We start from the raw sequence: 17,780 nt of genomic DNA, 5'->3' as shown, positions 1-17,780 counted from the left end.
CTCTCAGGTTACATCCCTAACTGCTATGGTTTCCCATCCCAAGAGTATTTTTTTAAATCAACCTTACCATTGGTAATGACAATTTCTTCTTGTTCTAACAGTTCTTGCTGCTGAAAATAGAGGGGATTATTAGCAGGAAATGAAAGGCTTCCTCCAGATTTCAGCACGCGTTGCCAGGGAAGGCTATGACTTTTAGTACAGGAATGAAGAAGCCATCCAACACCACGTGCTCCTTGTGGGTGACCTGCTAGTCTAGCAATATCTCCATAGGTCACAACCTTACCTCGCGGTATTGACTTAATTAACTTAAGCACTTCCTTAGAAAACTCCGTTTGTGTGTTCATTCTGTAAAAAGTAAGTTTGGCTGTTTTTCTATTATAGGACTTTTACTTAATGTCTCAATTTTCTTAAAATAACTAATAGGATTAATTAGTAGTGAAACGATGCAGAACTCTCAAACCTTTATCTTAATTCACGGTGCCTGGCATGCTTCTTGGTGCTGGAAACGTATTGCAGAAGAGCTTTCCCTGAAAGGGCATAAAGTGTTTACACCTGATTTGCCTGGGCATGGCAGTTTAAAAAATCAAATAAGCAGTTCAATAGGCCTCGCTGATTATGTGAATCGTGTTGTTCAATTAATTCAACATCAACAAGAGCAGGTTATACTTGTTGGCCATAGTATGGCGGGTTTAGTTATTTCAGAGGTTGCCGAAGTTATTCCAAATGCTATTCGCGAACTCATTTTTGTCGCAGGTTATGTCCCACAAAACCAGAAATCGCTGTTTTCACTAGCGCAAGAATCCGAATCAAATAACCTTACCCCTTTTTTAATTATTGATGAAACATTACAAGAAATTCGCCTGCAGTTTTCACCCGCTTTAATCAATGTTCTTTTTAACTGTTGTAGTGAAGAGGACACGCAAAAAGCATTATCCAAATTACAGGCACAACCTTTACGACCATTTACTGAACCAGTTCATATCGGCGAACAGTTTACTCGTATTTCTAAGCGCTCTTTGGTTTGCCGTTATGATCACGCGCTACTCTTAAGTGATCAATTACGCATGAGTAGAGAAGTTACCGATAATATTGTATATTTAGACGCCGATCATGCTGCCTATTATTCAGGCATGAAGCAGATTATAGATGAATTATTAAAATAAGAGAGTTGCTTTTATGCATGAAAAAATTTTAAAAGACCATAATGTTGCTACCACCTCCTTGTTAGCGAATTATTGGAAGAATGAGGCTAAATCTAAAAAAAATTGGCCAACATTGACACAAAAGCAAGGCGCAAGAGAAGACGATTTATTTAAAGATCCTCTGATGCAGAATTTTGTTAATGAACAAGTTAAAGAGGAAGCAGAGCAAAGACTCGACAAAAGAATGTGGTTGCCATTGGCTACGAGAACACGTTTTTTTAGAAAAACCGTATCAGATGCTGTGAAAAACAAAGAAGTAAAGCAGGTTATTATTTTAGGTAGTGGCTTTGATACCTTACCTGTACGCAAACTGAAATATACGCAACAACTTGGTGTACGCTTTTTTGAAATTGATCAGCCACAAATTTTAAAATGTAAAGAACAGATATATGCTGAGCAATACGTTAACAAAAATGCTACTTATATTGGTCTGGATTATGTTAAAGGTGATTTAATTGCAGAGTTAGCAAAAAATGATGTCGATTTCACAAAGCCGACTTTAATTTTATGGGAAGGTAATACATTCTATCTCGAAAAAGAAGACGTAATCAGAATCTTACGTGATTTATCCAGTAAGTTTAGTCACTTAGTTATCACCTTTGACTATATGCATGCTTTGATGCAAACAGGAGCACAGCAATTAGACTCATCCGCCAAAGAAAAGTGTTTAGAAAAAACATTAGATGAGTTTGCCAGTAAAAAATCTCCTTTTAAAACTTTTTTTGAACCAAGTGAAATTGTTTCTCTATGCAGTGAGCTGGGAATACAATGTGTTGATCATAAAACGGCCGCAGAGTTAGCCAAAGAATATGAAGTGGACCAAGAGCCCTACTATACAGCTGAAACTTATTCTATGGTTACGTTTGAGCATAAGTAACCTGTTCAACAAAACCACATATTAGGGATGAGCATCATCCCTGATTTCTTTTAAAATTCTCATCTGATTGTTTCGTTGTAGGCTATGTTTATTCATTGCTTTTTTCCTTTACCTCAAAGACAATGCATTGCTAAATTTCAATATCAAACAGTGGAGGTGTGTTGTGAAAGAAGTAATTCTTAAACAGTTACAGGGAATTCAGGAATTAAAGAATAAAGTAGCTCAAAGAGTATGGTCCAAAGCTCTTCCTATCAGGGAAATTGATGAAGATAAATTTGATGGAAAAGGGGAGGCGCTTACACAGAGTGCCATTAAACAACGCACGAAACTCCTGGCAGAGCGAATGATTAAAGAATATCCTGATGCTGATCCGAGGTATTTTACTATGTGGATTTCAATACCAAAACCTTCAATTGGCATACGCTTAATAAGCACTACTTCTCAGTAACTCAAATCCCCCCATAAATAACAAAAGAATATCGGCATTTTTTTCATAAGTACCTTGTTTATCTTTATTTAAATCAAGGACCTTTATTATTTTTCATACTTTGTAATTCTTCTTTTAGGCTCGTTTGTTGCTCAAATCGTCGAAGTTCTTTCAGCTCATTATCATTATACATACGAAATCCAATAAAGGGGGCGCGGAGCAGTCGTAGTATCACATGCAGGATATGCTGAGGAGGATTTACTTTTAATACATTTTTATTCACTTTTTCCACAAAATAACCGACTGCTTGCTGATATGCGTCAAGCAGGGCGTTTTTCTTTTCTATTTCAGAAACCTGGCTTAGATGCTCGGGAATGTCTTTCGCTTTTTCTAATTGAACTATTAAATTTTGTACCGCCAAACATGCCTTTTGTAGTTTTGGGGGAAGTTTGGCAAGAGGTGGGCGTTTTTTAAGATATTTCTCAATGTGTTGCATTAATTCGCTTAAGCCAGTTTTCGCCATTTGACAAAAATTTTCAATGTTCAGTAGGACATCGTTTAAAGTGAGCATTGTTTCAGGTTCTGCCTGCTCACCACGTAACTTCCTTTTGAGCGCAAGGGTGAGCGCACGCAATTCCTTAATGCCCTCTTCGCCTTGGGCTGCACTCGTGCCAATCGTGTCGTTTGTAATTCCATAAAAAAGCTTAAATCTTTGAATTTCTCCATCGGATACCCTCCATGGCAAGTTTTTATCCAGTTGCGTTAAGGCAATCACGATGGGGGCTTTCGTATCTACTTTGCGGATCTCTCGAGCATAGTACCAAGCCTCTTTAAATGAATCCCTCTCGGAGGGATCTATGCAGATGATGTTAATGTCTGAATTCTTTACGGTATTAGGTATTAACCCTTGTATAAATCCACTAAATTTATACCTCAGAGCTCCAGGAAGCGTGCAAACCTCATAATCAAATATACTATTAAATCTTGAAAACTCCATTCCCATCGAAGGGAAAAAATCGGGATGATATTCTTTACCTTCTAAGGCAATACGGAGTTGTGTTTTACCAGAACCTGAGCTTCCCATAAGGGAAATTTTAATCGGTCGATTATTATTTTTCTCAATATTAAGTCTGGTCATAGCAAGTAAATTGGTCATTTATGATTTAATCAACCATAATAATTTGATTAAAAAAAATTCACAATGATTTTTATGTATCAATCCAACCTGAATTGATTTTGCAAATCATCGAAGGAGATAAATGAATCAACAACATTCAATCATGAGATTATGAAGGGGGCCTAGGATCCTTTATATGTTCAAGTGATAAACCGAGAAGCAGTGGCTGAAATTACAATGGCATTTACCTATAAAGTACTCTGCCTCGACTGGCTCTGAATTGGATATTTTATACAATTCATTATCGATTGATAAGTTATCTTTTATCTTATCTTATGGTACGATTACCAATTTTTTACAGCCTGAGAAAAATAATGCCATCGAGCCAATTGTCTTCATTATGTGAACTGATTGAAAATCAAAAGACTGATAATTTCGCTAAATTTTACATGTATGTCAGTTTACTGAATACTGTGACAGTAAAAAATAAAACTTTTGTTGGCAGTTTACCACAATATAGTCGATTTTTTGGTGGCACCACTGATTTGGATATTGGAGGGCCCTTACCCATCCAATTTACCAAACAGCTGACCTTGTATGCCCGAGAGTTTAATAATACCCAACCGCATTGGTCGAAAACACTTCAAAATGTGGTAATGACCTATATTCGCAAAGGGAAGATTTCCGATCTAGCCCATATTATTGATATGATGTTATACCATCTTGCTGCGATACAAGGAAGACAAAGTCGTAATCACGGTATTTACAGCGATATTTACTTTGCTGACAAGAAGGAAGGTTTAACTCAATTTATTGAAAAGATTTCGGCACTTAATCATCAATTATTATCTACCGCTGATAGTTGTTTTAATTCGGCATTGTCTGCATTCGCTGTGGTCACAGGATTCGTATTGGTTTTAGCTTCTATTGGGTCTGTTGTCCCATTGATTATTGGGTTACCACTCTTATTGGGTGGCGCATATGCTACGTATCATTATGCAACTAAAGCGAAGGACCAGGCAGACCAACTGGTAAAACAAATACAGCAGACACAAGACACGGTGCAAGGGCTAAATAATTCGCTTTTTAAAGGTAGTGATAATAACCAAATGGTCTTTTTGGCGACAGCGGTCAAACCTTTACCTTATGCACTAGTAACCGCGGTTGAGCAAATAGTGATTGATGAGTCTCAACAGAAACAAGTAAGCAAGTATCGTGAGGAGTTGGATTCATCTTTTAGTCTACTTCCCATTTAACGCTTCTTCATTGTAGTTCATGACTTTTTGGGGCACGCAGTTTGCTTATAATTAGTTTTGTGTGCTCAAATAACCTCAGCTAAAAGCAATAAAATTAGCTTCTTCAGGTATTTGAGCTCCTTGAGTACTTCTATATTGTCCTGCTTGCCTATATTTTGTTGTATGAATTAGGTATGATTACCTTGCCAATAAAAAATAAATACATGGGGCAATGATGAAAAAATTAGTTCTTATTATGGCATTATTTTCATTCAACGCGTTTGCTGCAGATGAAGTAAATCCAAACTCTTATGCAAACAATAATTGTGAGCGCATAAAAGATCCAGCAGAGAGAAAGGATTGTTTTAATATCGAAAAGAAAAATGAAGCGGAACAAAACTTTAGAAATTTCGAAGAAAACAGCCCTGCGGCTTATGAGCAAACTTTCTAAATAGAATGAGGCAGTAGCCGAAATCGATAAGTTAATTTGCTAGGCAGTATCACTAAAGTGTTCATTGTAAAAACTCTCATAGATATTGCCTATTTTTTATAGATGCATCCTGATTACCGTATACATGCTAAGAATTCAAATCCCTAATTTTCCTCAAACAAACCAACAGAAATATTTCTGAAAATCCCTAACAAACACCCTGTTTATCAACTATATATACTTATAATGATCAATATGTGTATTGCGTGGTCATTATGTGTCAGAGTCAAGGAGTGAACTATGAAACGAATAATAATCTCATCAACTATGCTCATGTCTTTAAGCTTGGTTGGTTGTAATACAATGAATAATGTAAGCCAATACAGCAATTCAACCGTAGGAGCCGGTGTAGGTTACACCGCGCACGTTGTAGGTACTGGGGTAGGTTATGTCGCTGATACAGGTGCATTTATAGGTAACGGGGTTGGAAGGGTAGTTGATACAGGGGTTGGCGTTGTAACCGGCCATCCAGCGAGTTACCATAATAAGCACGTTGTTTATCATAATGGCCATCACTATGTACTGGAAAACGGTCGCTATGTTCTTGTTCGTTAATCCAAAATGGCTCTTCTTTAATTCATTTAAGAAGAGCCATTATCAATATGACAATCCATTTGAGGATGAAAAAGTAATCTAATTTCAGTTTAGATTATAAAAATAGTACCATCTCTTAGGGGGAGCTTTTTTCTTTAAGAGGGAAAGCAGAAACCCCTCCCTGGTAAAGATTGGAAGAAAAATATGCCAGAATTGAATCAGCTTTCAGTTAAGACATTAGCAAAATTAATTCGCCGTCGTGAATTGACGGTTTCGGAGCTACTTGAGTCTTTTGTTCGGGAAATAGAAAGAGTAAATCCAATAATAAATGCTTTAGTACAAACTGATTTCTCTGTTGCCCGTCAAGCTGCTTTTGAGGCGGATCAAAAGCTCAAAGACACTCACTTTATACCCGATGAATTATTTGGTATCCCTTTTACAGCGAAAGATTTATATGCTGTTCCAAACCATATTGTTACGTTTGGCACACAAGGCTTAATGAATACTTTATGCCATCAGGAAACCACAGTTATTTCTCGTTTAATGCGAAAGGGAAGTATTTTTTTAGGTTTGACCAATACGCCAGAATTAGGCCTCTCATTAGAAATCGATAATTTAGTTTATGGACGTACGAATTATCCGCTGAAACCTGATTACTCAAGTGGAGGGAGTAGTGGAGGGAGGCTGTGCTCATTGCAAGTCATGCTTCGCCGATGGGGATAGCAGGCGATCATGGAGGTGGGGCCAGATATCCGGCTCAATGGGAGAGGGATGAATTACCCTGATCCGCCTTATCGGAGCCCTTCTCTCCTCGAGGAGAAGGGCGTTTTGATTATAAATCAACTCATATAGTGTGTGAGCTGTCTGTTCCCGGCAGTTCCTCTAATTTTGTTCAGTCCTAATTTCTTCGGTTATGAACTTAATAAGACTGGCTTTATAGCTAATTTAGATGAAGGCTAAATCAATATTTATAAAGTATATGGGCAATCTCTGTGTTCAATTTCTTCTAATTTTTTACTTCTAATTTCAGCTACTATGTACTCAAGTAGTGATTCTTTGTGTCCTAAAGGAATGTCTTTATGAACTTTTAATACACGATGAGTCTCAGTTGTACGATAGTTCGCGTTAAGATTATATAACTCCTCAGAGTCGACCACGCTACTTGCATCATCGAGTGTAAGCAACCGTTCATCGCTCGTTATTAATCCGAGCTCTCGAGCTCTGAAATTCATTTTATCAAAATATTTCGCGCTAACTCCTTCCGAGAATACTACTTCAAGAGACCATACTCTTTTTTTGAACTCAGGATTCGTCCAGTCTTGGACATGTACAATTTCATCTGAAGACATAAATTTACTTAATAAACGACCTGGTCCTCTAACTTGAATTATTTTCGCTACATCTTCAGAAACTTTGAATGCCCAATTATCCTCTTTACGAGCACCAACGATCACTGTTATTTCATTATTATTCGCTGCTGTATCCTTAATGGGATGATATTTTTCGTCTTTTTCTAATTGTTGAATTTGTCTTCTTGAATAACTATCAAACATTTCTTCATTTAAGAACAAATGTTTTTGTGGGATTGTGTACACTTTGGGCAATCCCAATACCCATATATAACCTTTACACGGGATAATCGATATTCCTGCCGCATAAGGTCTTACCGTGTATTTACAGGGAGAGGTAGAAAAAAAGTATCTACTGTTATTGCTTACGAGGTAATCGACCAGATCGTGGCTTGGTGCTTTTTTTCTTTGTATGGAAGACATGCCCAGATAATCAGTAGTCATTGCCTCATGAACTTCTTGAGTTCCTTCGGTTCCTCTAAAAATAAAGTTCTTATCTGATGAAAGACTGTCATGCAATTGAGCAATACCTTCATTTATTTCAGTTGGCGATAATCTTGGATAAGTTGTATCCAACTTATTAGACAAAGGCGAAAATAGGGAACCCTGTGTTTTGTTCAGAGAGGACAATACACTTTTATTAAAAGTCGCTAGTGTTCTTAGTGCAGATTGTGCTAATCGTGATTGCATAGTAGAAATACCCAGATGTTATTTAAACAAGTTAAATAAAAGAAAGACCGATATATGATCTTGGTGTTTTAAAAAGGATCATACCAAATAAATTTTGTTTTGTTGAATGAAAAATGGATATTCTTTCGTTCATTTTGATGATTTTTGGGTTATGGTGTTTTTTAAAGATTCATTAAGTGTTTGGTTAGTGGTTGTTTTTTTGCAAAAAAAGTTTGGTCGTCCCTTTAATTAAAGAGCGGAGCAGATAATGAACTGCATCTTTGTCATTCCCTTGCATGCGGAAATCCATCTTTAGGCTCAATGAATAGATTCGCGCGTGCATGGAATAGCCTATGATTTGTTCTACCAAACCAATTAAAAAGGCGAATAGCTAGGGTGATGGAGTCTTAGAGGTTTCTTCCTGAGGTGTAGTTTTCTTATCTCTTGAGGCATAAAGACTATAGGTATTAAGCAACGCCTGCGCCACGCCCTTTAAACTTGATTTGTTTGCTAAATGTCCAAGCTCTAGACCATCTAAATGTTTTTTAAATATTTGGAAGTTTGCATCATGTTCTGTTCCGATTATGGGGAATACAATGTGTTGAAAATGTTCCGCTCGCTTTGTAATTTCTTCACGATATATCTGGGCAACAATTTCAGGATTATTTCTAAAACTTCCACATCCCCATGCGCCTAAGACTGCATTAGTTTTTCCTTTAAGTATCAAAGTATCCAGTTGAGCTCCTATTCGACGGCTTAAATCGTGTATATATTCCTTTAAAAATTCTTTATTATTAAAGTCGATTTTTTTACCTATGAGCTCAGGAGCAGCTGATCTGATTTCATAAAAAGGGAATATTTGTTCTTTTGGAAGGAATGTGTAGCTCAATTTAGTGTCAGTAGTTAATATTTTCTTTGATGTGAACTCTTCTTCGAGCACTATGGGAACTAAAATTTCTTTTCCTCGAAAACAAATCTGGGGTTGATCATCCATAAAGACTTTAAAGGCCTCAGGAGTTTTTACTCCACGTCTTATACTTAAAGATTCCAGTTCTTCAGGACTCATTTGTGCTTGTGCATTTAAAAGTTTTCTGGAGCTCTCATCATATAAAAAACATTTTTGTGCCTTATCATAATAAACTCCTTTGGCAAGTAATGAACGCGCACAAGTTGAACGATGCCACATATTTTCTTCTTGGGCACTTCCTCCTTCTAGAACAGCTCCACCAGGAAATAACGAATTGGCCATGTTGAGGACAGGATATATTTTTCCATGCTTTTTAGTTGCCTCTAGGGTTGCCTCCCCAAAATCCTGATGTACTACCTCAACTTTTTGCGGAGGATCTACTTTATCTTTTTCCCATAATTTTAAATTATTCGATGCATCAGATTGCAATTCTTCAAACTTCTTTTGATCTGTAATCTGGTCTAATGTTAAGCCCATACTGCGATGACGCCATCGGTCGCCAGAAAAAATACCGGCTATCAAACTCGGTTTATTGTCCAGATGTACTTCTTTTAATATAGAGTACTGGAGGGGGGAGTGGGGTTTACGTAACTCTCGTACTGCTCTCATGCATCGCTTCCTTAATTTTTGTCTCTTTCAGGTATTGGTGGACATGAAATCCTGTAAAATTTGATATAAATTCATCAATTTTGGCCTTTATTTTACATCATTGTTTTTTTTACGTCATTATTGTTATCTCATATGGTGATCTGTTGGGTAATAAAAAATTTTTTGTGACAAAAAAGAAGGTAAGAAACAGTACTGGAGGTACCACAAAATATTTTAGCTGGAGCAATCACATTACTGAATACTTATGAATTCAGTAATGTGATGATGTTTTTATTAAAACCTTTTATTTTTTAATATCTTACCATCTATGGTATCCATGATGATAGCCATGATGACGATAGCGGTGATGAGAACCATGATGATAACCATGGTGATGATACCTGACAGGATAATATCTATGATGATAACCATGGTAACCATGATGATATCTATGGTGATATCCGTGGTGATGCCATCCATTATAGGCCAATGCGATTGGACTTATACTCATGAATAATCCTATTAAGAGTACACTTAATATCTTAATCATAAAAAGCTCCTTTTAATTCTCCACGTGTTAAGTTTAGCCTGAATTGTTCAAAAAATACACTAAGTGGGTTTATATTATTTATTCTGCTTGGATAAACATTAACTACTTGGCGCTATCAATTTAAATTGGCCGCAGTTCAAGATGTTAATTGAAAAGTACTCTTCTAATTTGTTATCGCGACAGAGATTCATGCAAAAAGCTTTTATAAAATAAGACATTGACTCATATATAAGATAAGGATTATATGATACTTTGAATTAACTCTAAATTTTGTGCGTTATTGGAAAAATAGCTTGCCAGGCGCGTGAGATATACTAATTTTATAGATCATTCCCGCTTTCGCGGTAATAATAACCGATGATTGTTTTCAACAAAGCCAATTTTGTTACGATATGATGGTGAATACTCATTCATAAAGAAGTACTTATTTAAGGAAATATGATTTGAAAAAAATCCATAGGTGCCTTCAGCACGCTCTATTGTTGTTCCTAATTATTTTTTTTGAAAAAGGGTGGACTGAGCAAAGGTTGCCGCTTTTAAGCGATTTTATGCGAATTAAGACGGTTAACGAACCCGACTTATCGAAAGATGGAAAATGGGTTGTCTACACTTTAGAAGAAAATGTTAGCAAAAAGGAGGCAATCCGTAATATCTGGTTGGTATCGTATGACGGAAGTGTGTCAAAGCAACTCACGAATAGTAAAAATGAAAGCAATTATTTACCTAAATGGAGCCCTGATGGTCTATGGATTGCCTTTTTATCAGAGCGAGGTGATTCTAAAAATCTGAGATTACTAAATAGAAAAAGCGGCGAAATAATTAAATTAACGAATAACCAGTATGATGTGAGTGATTTTACTTGGGCGCCAGATTCCCAAAATATCGCCTTTATTGGGCATAAAGTAAGCAGTGAAAACGAATCTAAAAACAAACCCATAGTCATTACTCGATTTCTCTTTAAAAAAGATAGAGAAGGATATCTTGGTGAAAAAAGAACGCATCTTTATCGTATCGCAATCCAAAGTAAACACATTGAATTATTGACTCCAGGACCCTATGATGAATGGGCTCCAGCGTGGTCTCCAGATGGAAAATATATTGCTTTTGCGTCACAAAGAGGAACCGACCCCGATAGAACTTTCAACTCGGATGTGTTTGTAATCAAGACAAAACCGGGAAGCAAAGTCAAACAGCTAACCAAATCCCCTGGAGCAGAAATGGATCCAGAATGGGAGTCTGTTCCCGCATGGAGTCCTGATAGCGCTGAAATCGCTTATTTGAGTAATAGTAACCATTCCCACATATATGCCCCTACACAAATAGCTGTTGTTGGATTGACGAGTCCACAGGAACAAATTATTGCTCCTGTGGATCGTTGGTTTACCAAACCTAAGTGGTCTGAAGATGGTAAAAATATCTTTGCATTAATTGAAATAAGTAGAAATATTCACCTAAGTGAGATTAATGTCCATACGGGTGTCGTTAAAGCACTAACTCATGGATTACGAGTTGATAGTAATTTTTCAACAGCAGATCGACGCATCGTAGTTGTCTCCTCGGATGATCAACATCCACCAGAACTCTTTGCAGTAGAAAATACATTAAGGCCGCTAACTCACCATAATCAAAAACTTTTAGAGCAAGTAAAATTTTTACCAGCAGATGATATTGAATTTAAAAGTTCTGATGGAACAGTGATTGAAGGTTTATTGGTAAAACCAGCAAACTACAAAACAGGTCATCAGTATCCTGCTGTTTTAAATTTACATGGTGGGCCAGTTTATCAATTCAGCCATGAATTTAATTTTGACTGGCAATGGCTCGCTGCCCAGGGATATGCAATTATAGCCCCCAACCCACGAGGAAGTTCTGGAAGGGGATATGATTTTTCCAGAGCAATTCATGCAGACTGGGGTAACTTAGATGTCAAAGATGTTTTAGCTGCTGTTGATTACGTCATTAAGAAAGGTATTGTGGATCCTAATAAATTGGCGGTGGGTGGCTGGAGTTACGGTGGCATGCTTACTGATTATGTTATTGCCAGCACTCAACGCTTTAAAGCCGCGATTAGTGGGGCAGGGACAGGGAATATCCTGGGGAATTATGGTGTGGATCAATATACATTAGAATATGAAGCCGAATTGGGTAAACCTTGGCTCAATGTGCAAACTTATTTGAAATTAAGTTATCCATTAATGAAAGCGGATAAAATTAAAACGCCTACTTTATTCATGTGTGCTAGTTTGGATTTTAATATGCCATGTGTTGGTTCTGAACAATTATATCAAGCCTTAAGATCACAAAATATACCGACACAATTAATCATATACCCTGATCAATATCATTCTCTTGATAGACCGGATTTTCAATTGGATCGTTTAAAACGATTTAAAGATTGGATCGATTTACATCTGTAAGAGTACCGCAGAGGTACTCATTACATTCCTGGCCTGTATGGCTCGAGCTCTTGCAGGCTTGTCACTATATCTTCCGCCTGTTCTTCACTAATAAGTCCTTTCTTTTGTATTTGTCGAATAAATTCTATGGCTTGTTCTGGAGTTTCAAATACCAAGACAATTACATCTTTTCCTTCATATTGTTCAAGATTCTCTTTTTCTTCTTCGGACAGGTCTTGATAATGTTGACTGTTTTTAAATTCAGCTAAAGAAGTGTAAGATTGATCCTCGGCATTTTGTTGATTCATAAATTGTCTATAGTGCGCAAGGATCTTCTGCCTCTTTTCGTCATCGTCTACGCTAAAAACCACGGATTTAGTCATAATAGAAAGCCTCTAAATTCTCTTTAGTATTATATTTTTACCTAAATTTGCGTCAGATATGGACCTGTTGGGCAAATTTTACCCTTTCTTTACGAAGGCGTCTCATAAGCAATATAAAAGGTTAGTTAAGACTTCGTTTACCTCACCTCTCGAAAACTGGCCAAAGTGAGTCCCTATAGACTATAAATATCTATAGGGTTTTAATTTGCTTCTAGAAAAGAGCGCTTATGGATAAACAAAAGTGTAATATCCTTTATGTTGATGATGAAGCGAATAATCTGACCGCCTTTGTCGCTACTTTTCGCCGCCATTTCAACGTGTATACTGCGACCTCTGGACGCGAGGGGATGGAGATTATGCGTCACAAGAACATTCAAATTGTGATTACTGACCAAAGAATGCCAGAAATGACAGGGGTGCAATTTTTAGAGTCAATTATTCCTGAATATCCCAATACGATTCGAATGATTTTAACCGGTTTTACTGACATTGAAGCAATTATTAAAGCGATTAATACTGGTCGGGTATTTCGTTATATTACCAAGCCATGGGATCCAGTTGAGTTAAAGATTAATATTGATACTGGATTGAAAATGTTAAACCTTGAGGAAGAGCGGTTGTCTTTGATTGAAAAACTGAATCATGAAGTATTATATCAAAAACGAATTATGGAGTTATTTCAAAAATATGTTCCTAAAAATATAGTCGATGAAATTTTAAATGATCAGGGGGAGGATTCGCTGATTCGGGGTGAATACCGCATCATTTCAGTCATGTTTGCTGACATACGCCAATTTACCTCATTATCGGATAAATTGGGTTCTGTTAAAACTGTAGAACTTCTTAATGCTTATTTTGAGTTAATGACTCAAAGAATACGAGAGAATCATGGTTGCATTAATAAATTGATTGGTGATGGAATCTTGGCTTTATTTGGCGCGCCTGTGTCACATATCGATAATCAGTTAAATGCTGTATCTGCAGGATTAATGATGATCGAGGCCTTAAAAGAGTTCAACGACACGTATCGTAAGGAAATAGGCCGTGATATTACTATTGGAATTGGTATCAATACGGGGGAGGTCATAACTGGAAATATAGGGACCAGTGACCACATGGAATATACCGCGATTGGTGATACCGTAAATACTGCATCCCGCATTGAAGAGCTTACGAAAGATAAACCCAATACCTTGTTGATTAGTGAAACAACTTATAAGCCTATTTCTAATGAAATTCTAGTTGAAGAGTTAGAGCCACAAATGATTCGAGGCAAGGGTGAGAAGATCAAGCTTTATCGAGTACTTGGAAAGAAGACATGAGCCTCAATCCAATAAAAACTTGGCGGTTCTGCTATCAGAATCTAGTCACAGGCGTTCTTTATACATTGGGCGGTTTTGCAAGTAATATTTGGGTCATCCCAAACACATTGGTGACACCACTTTGGCTTCCGTCGGGTATCGCTTTAGCGATGGTATTATGGTATGGAAATAATGTCGTTTTTGGAATAGTAGTTTCCGAAACGGTTGTGACTGCCGTATTGGGCAATCTCATGTCATGGCAAAACTGGATTGCATCCACAATAATTGGTGTTGGTGCCGGACTACAGGCAGTTTGGGCTGGAAAATTCATTCAATACTATACTCATACCAAAACGCCGTTCTATACCGTTCGCGATATTCTGTTGTTTACATTCGGTGGCGATTTCCTTCTATCCCTTACGAGTTGTACTTTAGGAATAATGGCACTTTTTATGTTTGGTTTTATTGAGCCCAAGTTAGTTTTAAACAATTGGTTCGTTTGGTGGATAGGTGATGCTGTAGGTATTATTGTGATGACACCGCTTATCATGACTTGGTACCAAAAAAAATTCACGTTTCATTTAGCTCAATTTTTTGAGTTCATTATTTTGATCGTTTTATTAGGTTTGACGATTAGCTTAATCTATATGTTGCATTATCCTTTAGCCTACATCTTGCTTCCTTTTGGAGTTTGGTCAGCTGTACGTTTCAGTACTCGCTTTGCGACACTCATCGCCTTTTTCATATCAATTTCTGTCATTTGGCTTGAAATACATGGTTATAAAGAATTTTATATGGCTAATATTTCAACCAGCTTATTATTTTTGCAAGCGTTTGTGGCAGTGATATTTTTTACTACTTTAGTTTTATCAGCTGTGATTACTGAACGTAGAAGGGCACAAAGTGAACTACTGCAAGCTAATATTGAGCTGGAATCGCGTGTCGAACAGCGCACGCAAGATTTAAATGAAAAAAATATTCAGCTTAATCATGCGTTAGACACGTTGAAACAGGCGGAGACTCAATTAATTCAAGCAGAAAAAATGTCTTCCTTGGGCGTGTTAACTGCTGGAATCGCACATGAAATTAACAATCCAGTTAATTTTATTTCTGCCAATATTGGCCCCCTGAAAAATGATATTGCAGAAATTATGCAATTATTAAATAAATATGCAGAAATTACCCCTGACACATCAATAAAAGATAAATTAATGGAAATTTCAAAATATAAAAAAGAAATCGATCTGCCTTTTACTTTGCAAGAAACTCATAATTTACTTAACGGCATTGAAGAGGGGGCAAGGCGCACAGCAAATATTGTGAAAGACTTACGTACTTTTTCTCGGCTTGATGAAGGAGCATTGAAACGGATTAATATTCACGCAAATATCGATTCCACCTTAACCTTGTTAAATAATTCATTTCGTGATCGTATTACCATTAAGAAAAATTATGGTGATATTCCTCAAATAGAATGTTTCCCTGGGAAAATCAATCAAGTGTTTATGAATATTCTTATCAATGCAGCGCATGCAATTCCTGATCAGGGGGAAATTACGATTACTACAAGCAAGGAAAATGAGCACGTTTTGATTCGTATTCGTGACACAGGTACTGGTATGAGTAAAGAAACAATGGCTAGGATTTTTGAGCCTTTTTTTACTACGAAACCGGTTGGTCAGGGGACTGGTTTAGGTCTATCCATTTCCTATAGCATTGTTCAAGAACATCATGGAGCAATTTCAATTCATAGTGACCCAGGAAAGGGCAGTGAATTTTTCATCACTTTGCCAATAAAGCATCTCCTTTAATTGTTATTCTGGTCCTATTGATCCAGGCGAATTTGGTAACTTAGCAGTTATCGCGCAAGGGGATGCTTGATCTCGATGCCTGGTTAACTTGAGCGCAGGACTGGGGCGGGTACATGACCTACATCAGAATGTGAGATTTCGGAAGTATAATTGTTGCGTAAGATGCGCCAAATACAGAGGTTAGTGAATTGGGCAGGATCGCTTACCTCAGTCAGGTAATTTCTCTTTAATATGACTACCAAAATATTTACGATAAAGAGTTAAATAGGTTCCATCGGCTTCTATTTCTAATAAGGCCTCATTAATTTTCGCAATTATTGCGGCATTTTTTTTAAGTGCAATAATTCCATATCCGTTTCCTACAGTGATAGGTTTTCCTACCAGTTGAAAACCTTTTAGGATATTGTTGAGTAGGTATTTGGCAACATTTGCATTCATTAATGCGGCGTCAATGTCATGTTTATTGAGTGCAGAGATTAATACCGTAATTTTGGGATACACTTTAATATTTTCTTCAGTAGTATATTGAGGTAGAACACTGTATTGAAGCAAGGTTGCTTGCAGCACGCCAATTTTTTTATTTTTAATATCATCTATTGAATGAATGTCTGAGCTTTTTAGTGATACAAATTGTCCCTTACTGGTTATATAAGGCATACTGAATTGATAATGCTCTGACTCTGTATCGCTTAATGGACTTACTAAAAAGGTAACGTCAATAACCCCTGCCTGCAGATCATTTAATTGGCTATCAAAATCGGTTGCCTTGTAGATACATGATGCATCAATGCGTTTGCATATCTCTCTCATGAGATCAACAGCAAATCCAAAATAATGATTATGAGTGTCTACTGATGAGAAAGGTGGAGCAAATTTTAAAATGCCAATAGTGATTGGATTACTGTGAGCAAGAAGGCTACTCATTAGCAGCGTTATAAAAACAAGATACCTAATAAGCTTCATGCTGTATCTCCATCCCTTATGTATTTAAACTCTAGATGGTTGGAAAGGGGTTGTCAATCAAGCAGTTAATGCATGCCCTATTTATTTGCCGCATAATTTTCTGATTGAAAAATGTACTATACTTGACTTAGGTTTATCAGAGTTATGGGTAGTACTATGCAAGAAAAATTGCAAAAACTTAGGCGAATAAATCCCATTAAAAACGGGGCTCCAAAGAATGATGGAAATTGTCAATGGTGCGCTCTAGAAGGGGCTAGATTGTTGCTTGAAAATGCTGACCCTAGAGAAATCCCCAGTTTTCGAGAAGGTGCAGATGATCCACTAGAGGACTATATTGAGGATGATTATCAAACAGTTTATAAGGGCACCCGCCAGGAATTTCTTTCTTCTTTGAAAGATCGGCTGCAATCAGGCGAATTGATGTTAGTTAATTTGGACAATGAGTTCGATCATGCCTATATCATCTACAGAGAAGAAGATAACTATCACCTTATTGATCCCGATAGGCAGATTTTTGTTGAATTAAAAAGTGGTGATGATTTTATCCAAAAAGTAACAGGTTGGAAAAATGTTGATACTATTGATTATGCATCTGGGGCGAAAAATCCTGATGGTTCGATGGACTATGTCAATATGAGCGTAACTATATTAAATCAGGATAAAGTAAATGAAAAACCGTTACCTGTCTATGGGGTTGAAGATAATGAGAAGCCCAAGAAAAACTCCGAATGTAGAATCCTTTAGTTAATAATGTGTTCGTGGATGCCTCTGTACCTGAGGATTTATTAGTTGCAGAGGCAGTCTCCTAAAAACCCAAGGCCGAACCTAGATATCAATATAGCCTAATAAAACCAATGCTTAGAAAAGTCTTGATTTTTGTCGTCACACTCATCATAGTGCAAAAGATAAAACTTGGGCTGA

Annotated in this window: 18 protein-coding genes; 11 read left to right on the top strand and 7 right to left on the bottom strand. The window is 37.0% G+C overall.

Annotated features, from left to right (window positions below; all coding sequences use genetic code 11):
• Positions 1–23: 23 nt before the first annotated feature.
• Entirely contained in the window at positions 24–344 is a 321-nt protein-coding gene (locus OQJ26_RS03690; RefSeq protein ID WP_265702588.1) for an MGMT family protein, read from the bottom strand.
• A 99-nt stretch (positions 345–443) separates the two neighbouring features.
• On the opposite strand from OQJ26_RS03690, the gene OQJ26_RS03685 reads away from it, so the two are divergent.
• The 3 genes from OQJ26_RS03685 (at position 444) to OQJ26_RS03675 (ending at position 2,527) form a co-directional block, all read left to right on the top strand.
• A complete protein-coding gene (locus OQJ26_RS03685) occupies positions 444–1,163 on the top strand; it encodes an alpha/beta hydrolase (protein WP_265702587.1) in 720 nt (239 codons plus the stop codon).
• A gap of 13 nt (positions 1,164–1,176) precedes the next feature.
• Positions 1,177–2,079 carry a class I SAM-dependent methyltransferase gene (locus OQJ26_RS03680; RefSeq protein WP_265702585.1) on the top strand — a complete coding sequence of 301 codons (903 nt, stop codon included), beginning with the start codon at positions 1,177–1,179 and terminating at the stop codon, positions 2,077–2,079.
• 163 nt (positions 2,080–2,242) lie between these two features.
• Entirely contained in the window at positions 2,243–2,527 is a 285-nt protein-coding gene (locus OQJ26_RS03675; protein WP_265702584.1) for a hypothetical protein, read from the top strand.
• A gap of 73 nt (positions 2,528–2,600) precedes the next feature.
• Here OQJ26_RS03675 and OQJ26_RS03670 read toward each other — a convergent pair whose 3' ends face one another.
• Positions 2,601–3,662 carry a GTPase domain-containing protein gene (locus tag OQJ26_RS03670; RefSeq protein WP_265702583.1) on the bottom strand — a complete coding sequence of 354 codons (1,062 nt, stop codon included), beginning with the start codon at positions 3,660–3,662 and terminating at the stop codon, positions 2,601–2,603.
• Positions 3,663–3,997: 335 nt separating this feature from the next.
• On the opposite strand from OQJ26_RS03670, the gene OQJ26_RS03665 reads away from it, so the two are divergent.
• From OQJ26_RS03665 to OQJ26_RS03650, 4 genes are all read left to right on the top strand, one after another.
• Positions 3,998–4,879, top strand: a complete 882-nt coding sequence (locus tag OQJ26_RS03665) for a hypothetical protein (protein WP_265702581.1) — start codon at positions 3,998–4,000, stop codon at positions 4,877–4,879.
• Between the two features lie 211 nt (positions 4,880–5,090).
• The gene (locus tag OQJ26_RS03660) at positions 5,091–5,309 is read left to right on the top strand and encodes a hypothetical protein (RefSeq protein WP_237761258.1); all 219 of its coding nucleotides are present in this window, start codon (positions 5,091–5,093) and stop codon (positions 5,307–5,309) included.
• A 279-nt stretch (positions 5,310–5,588) separates the two neighbouring features.
• Positions 5,589–5,903, top strand: coding sequence for a hypothetical protein (locus tag OQJ26_RS03655; RefSeq protein ID WP_265702578.1), 315 nt, complete (start codon positions 5,589–5,591; stop codon positions 5,901–5,903).
• Between the two features lie 183 nt (positions 5,904–6,086).
• Positions 6,087–6,605, top strand: a complete 519-nt coding sequence (locus OQJ26_RS03650; RefSeq protein WP_265702577.1) for an amidase family protein — start codon at positions 6,087–6,089, stop codon at positions 6,603–6,605.
• Positions 6,606–6,850: 245 nt separating this feature from the next.
• Here the strand turns inward: OQJ26_RS03650 and OQJ26_RS03645 are convergent, their stop codons facing one another.
• The 3 genes from OQJ26_RS03645 to OQJ26_RS03635 form a co-directional block, all read right to left on the bottom strand.
• Positions 6,851–7,921, bottom strand: coding sequence for a hypothetical protein (locus tag OQJ26_RS03645; protein ID WP_265702576.1), 1,071 nt, complete (start codon positions 7,919–7,921; stop codon positions 6,851–6,853).
• Between the two features lie 370 nt (positions 7,922–8,291).
• Entirely contained in the window at positions 8,292–9,476 is a 1,185-nt protein-coding gene (locus OQJ26_RS03640) for a poly(ADP-ribose) glycohydrolase domain-containing protein (RefSeq protein WP_265702575.1), read from the bottom strand.
• A 298-nt stretch (positions 9,477–9,774) separates the two neighbouring features.
• Entirely contained in the window at positions 9,775–10,005 is a 231-nt protein-coding gene (locus tag OQJ26_RS03635; RefSeq protein WP_265702574.1) for a hypothetical protein, read from the bottom strand.
• Between the two features lie 548 nt (positions 10,006–10,553).
• Between OQJ26_RS03635 and OQJ26_RS03630 the strand changes: the two genes are divergently transcribed.
• The gene (locus tag OQJ26_RS03630; RefSeq protein ID WP_265702573.1) at positions 10,554–12,422 is read left to right on the top strand and encodes a S9 family peptidase; all 1,869 of its coding nucleotides are present in this window, start codon (positions 10,554–10,556) and stop codon (positions 12,420–12,422) included.
• Positions 12,423–12,442: 20 nt separating this feature from the next.
• On the opposite strand, the gene OQJ26_RS03625 is transcribed toward OQJ26_RS03630, so the two are convergent.
• Positions 12,443–12,784, bottom strand: coding sequence for a hypothetical protein (locus tag OQJ26_RS03625; RefSeq protein WP_265702572.1), 342 nt, complete (start codon positions 12,782–12,784; stop codon positions 12,443–12,445).
• 227 nt (positions 12,785–13,011) lie between these two features.
• Between OQJ26_RS03625 and OQJ26_RS03620 the strand changes: the two genes are divergently transcribed.
• Both OQJ26_RS03620 and OQJ26_RS03615 read left to right on the top strand, forming a co-directional pair.
• Positions 13,012–14,106 (top strand): adenylate/guanylate cyclase domain-containing protein, encoded by a 1,095-nt coding sequence (locus OQJ26_RS03620; protein ID WP_265702571.1) that lies wholly within the window; start codon positions 13,012–13,014, stop codon positions 14,104–14,106.
• Positions 14,103–15,896, top strand: coding sequence for an MASE1 domain-containing protein (locus tag OQJ26_RS03615; RefSeq protein ID WP_265702570.1), 1,794 nt, complete (start codon positions 14,103–14,105; stop codon positions 15,894–15,896). The genes OQJ26_RS03620 and OQJ26_RS03615 overlap by 4 nt, the downstream gene beginning before the upstream one ends.
• Positions 15,897–16,103: 207 nt before the next feature.
• Here the strand turns inward: OQJ26_RS03615 and OQJ26_RS03610 are convergent, their stop codons facing one another.
• Positions 16,104–16,859 carry a transporter substrate-binding domain-containing protein gene (locus OQJ26_RS03610; protein WP_265702569.1) on the bottom strand — a complete coding sequence of 252 codons (756 nt, stop codon included), beginning with the start codon at positions 16,857–16,859 and terminating at the stop codon, positions 16,104–16,106.
• Between the two features lie 258 nt (positions 16,860–17,117).
• Between OQJ26_RS03610 and OQJ26_RS03605 the strand changes: the two genes are divergently transcribed.
• Positions 17,118–17,603 carry a hypothetical protein gene (locus OQJ26_RS03605; RefSeq protein WP_265702568.1) on the top strand — a complete coding sequence of 162 codons (486 nt, stop codon included), beginning with the start codon at positions 17,118–17,120 and terminating at the stop codon, positions 17,601–17,603.
• Positions 17,604–17,780: the final 177 nt, after the last annotated feature.

It is taken from the genome of Legionella sheltonii (assembly GCF_026191355.1).
Taxonomy (GTDB): domain Bacteria; phylum Pseudomonadota; class Gammaproteobacteria; order Legionellales; family Legionellaceae; genus Legionella; species Legionella sheltonii.
Note: the sequence above shows the minus strand (reverse complement) of the source record. Positions and strands in the feature narration are given on the sequence as shown.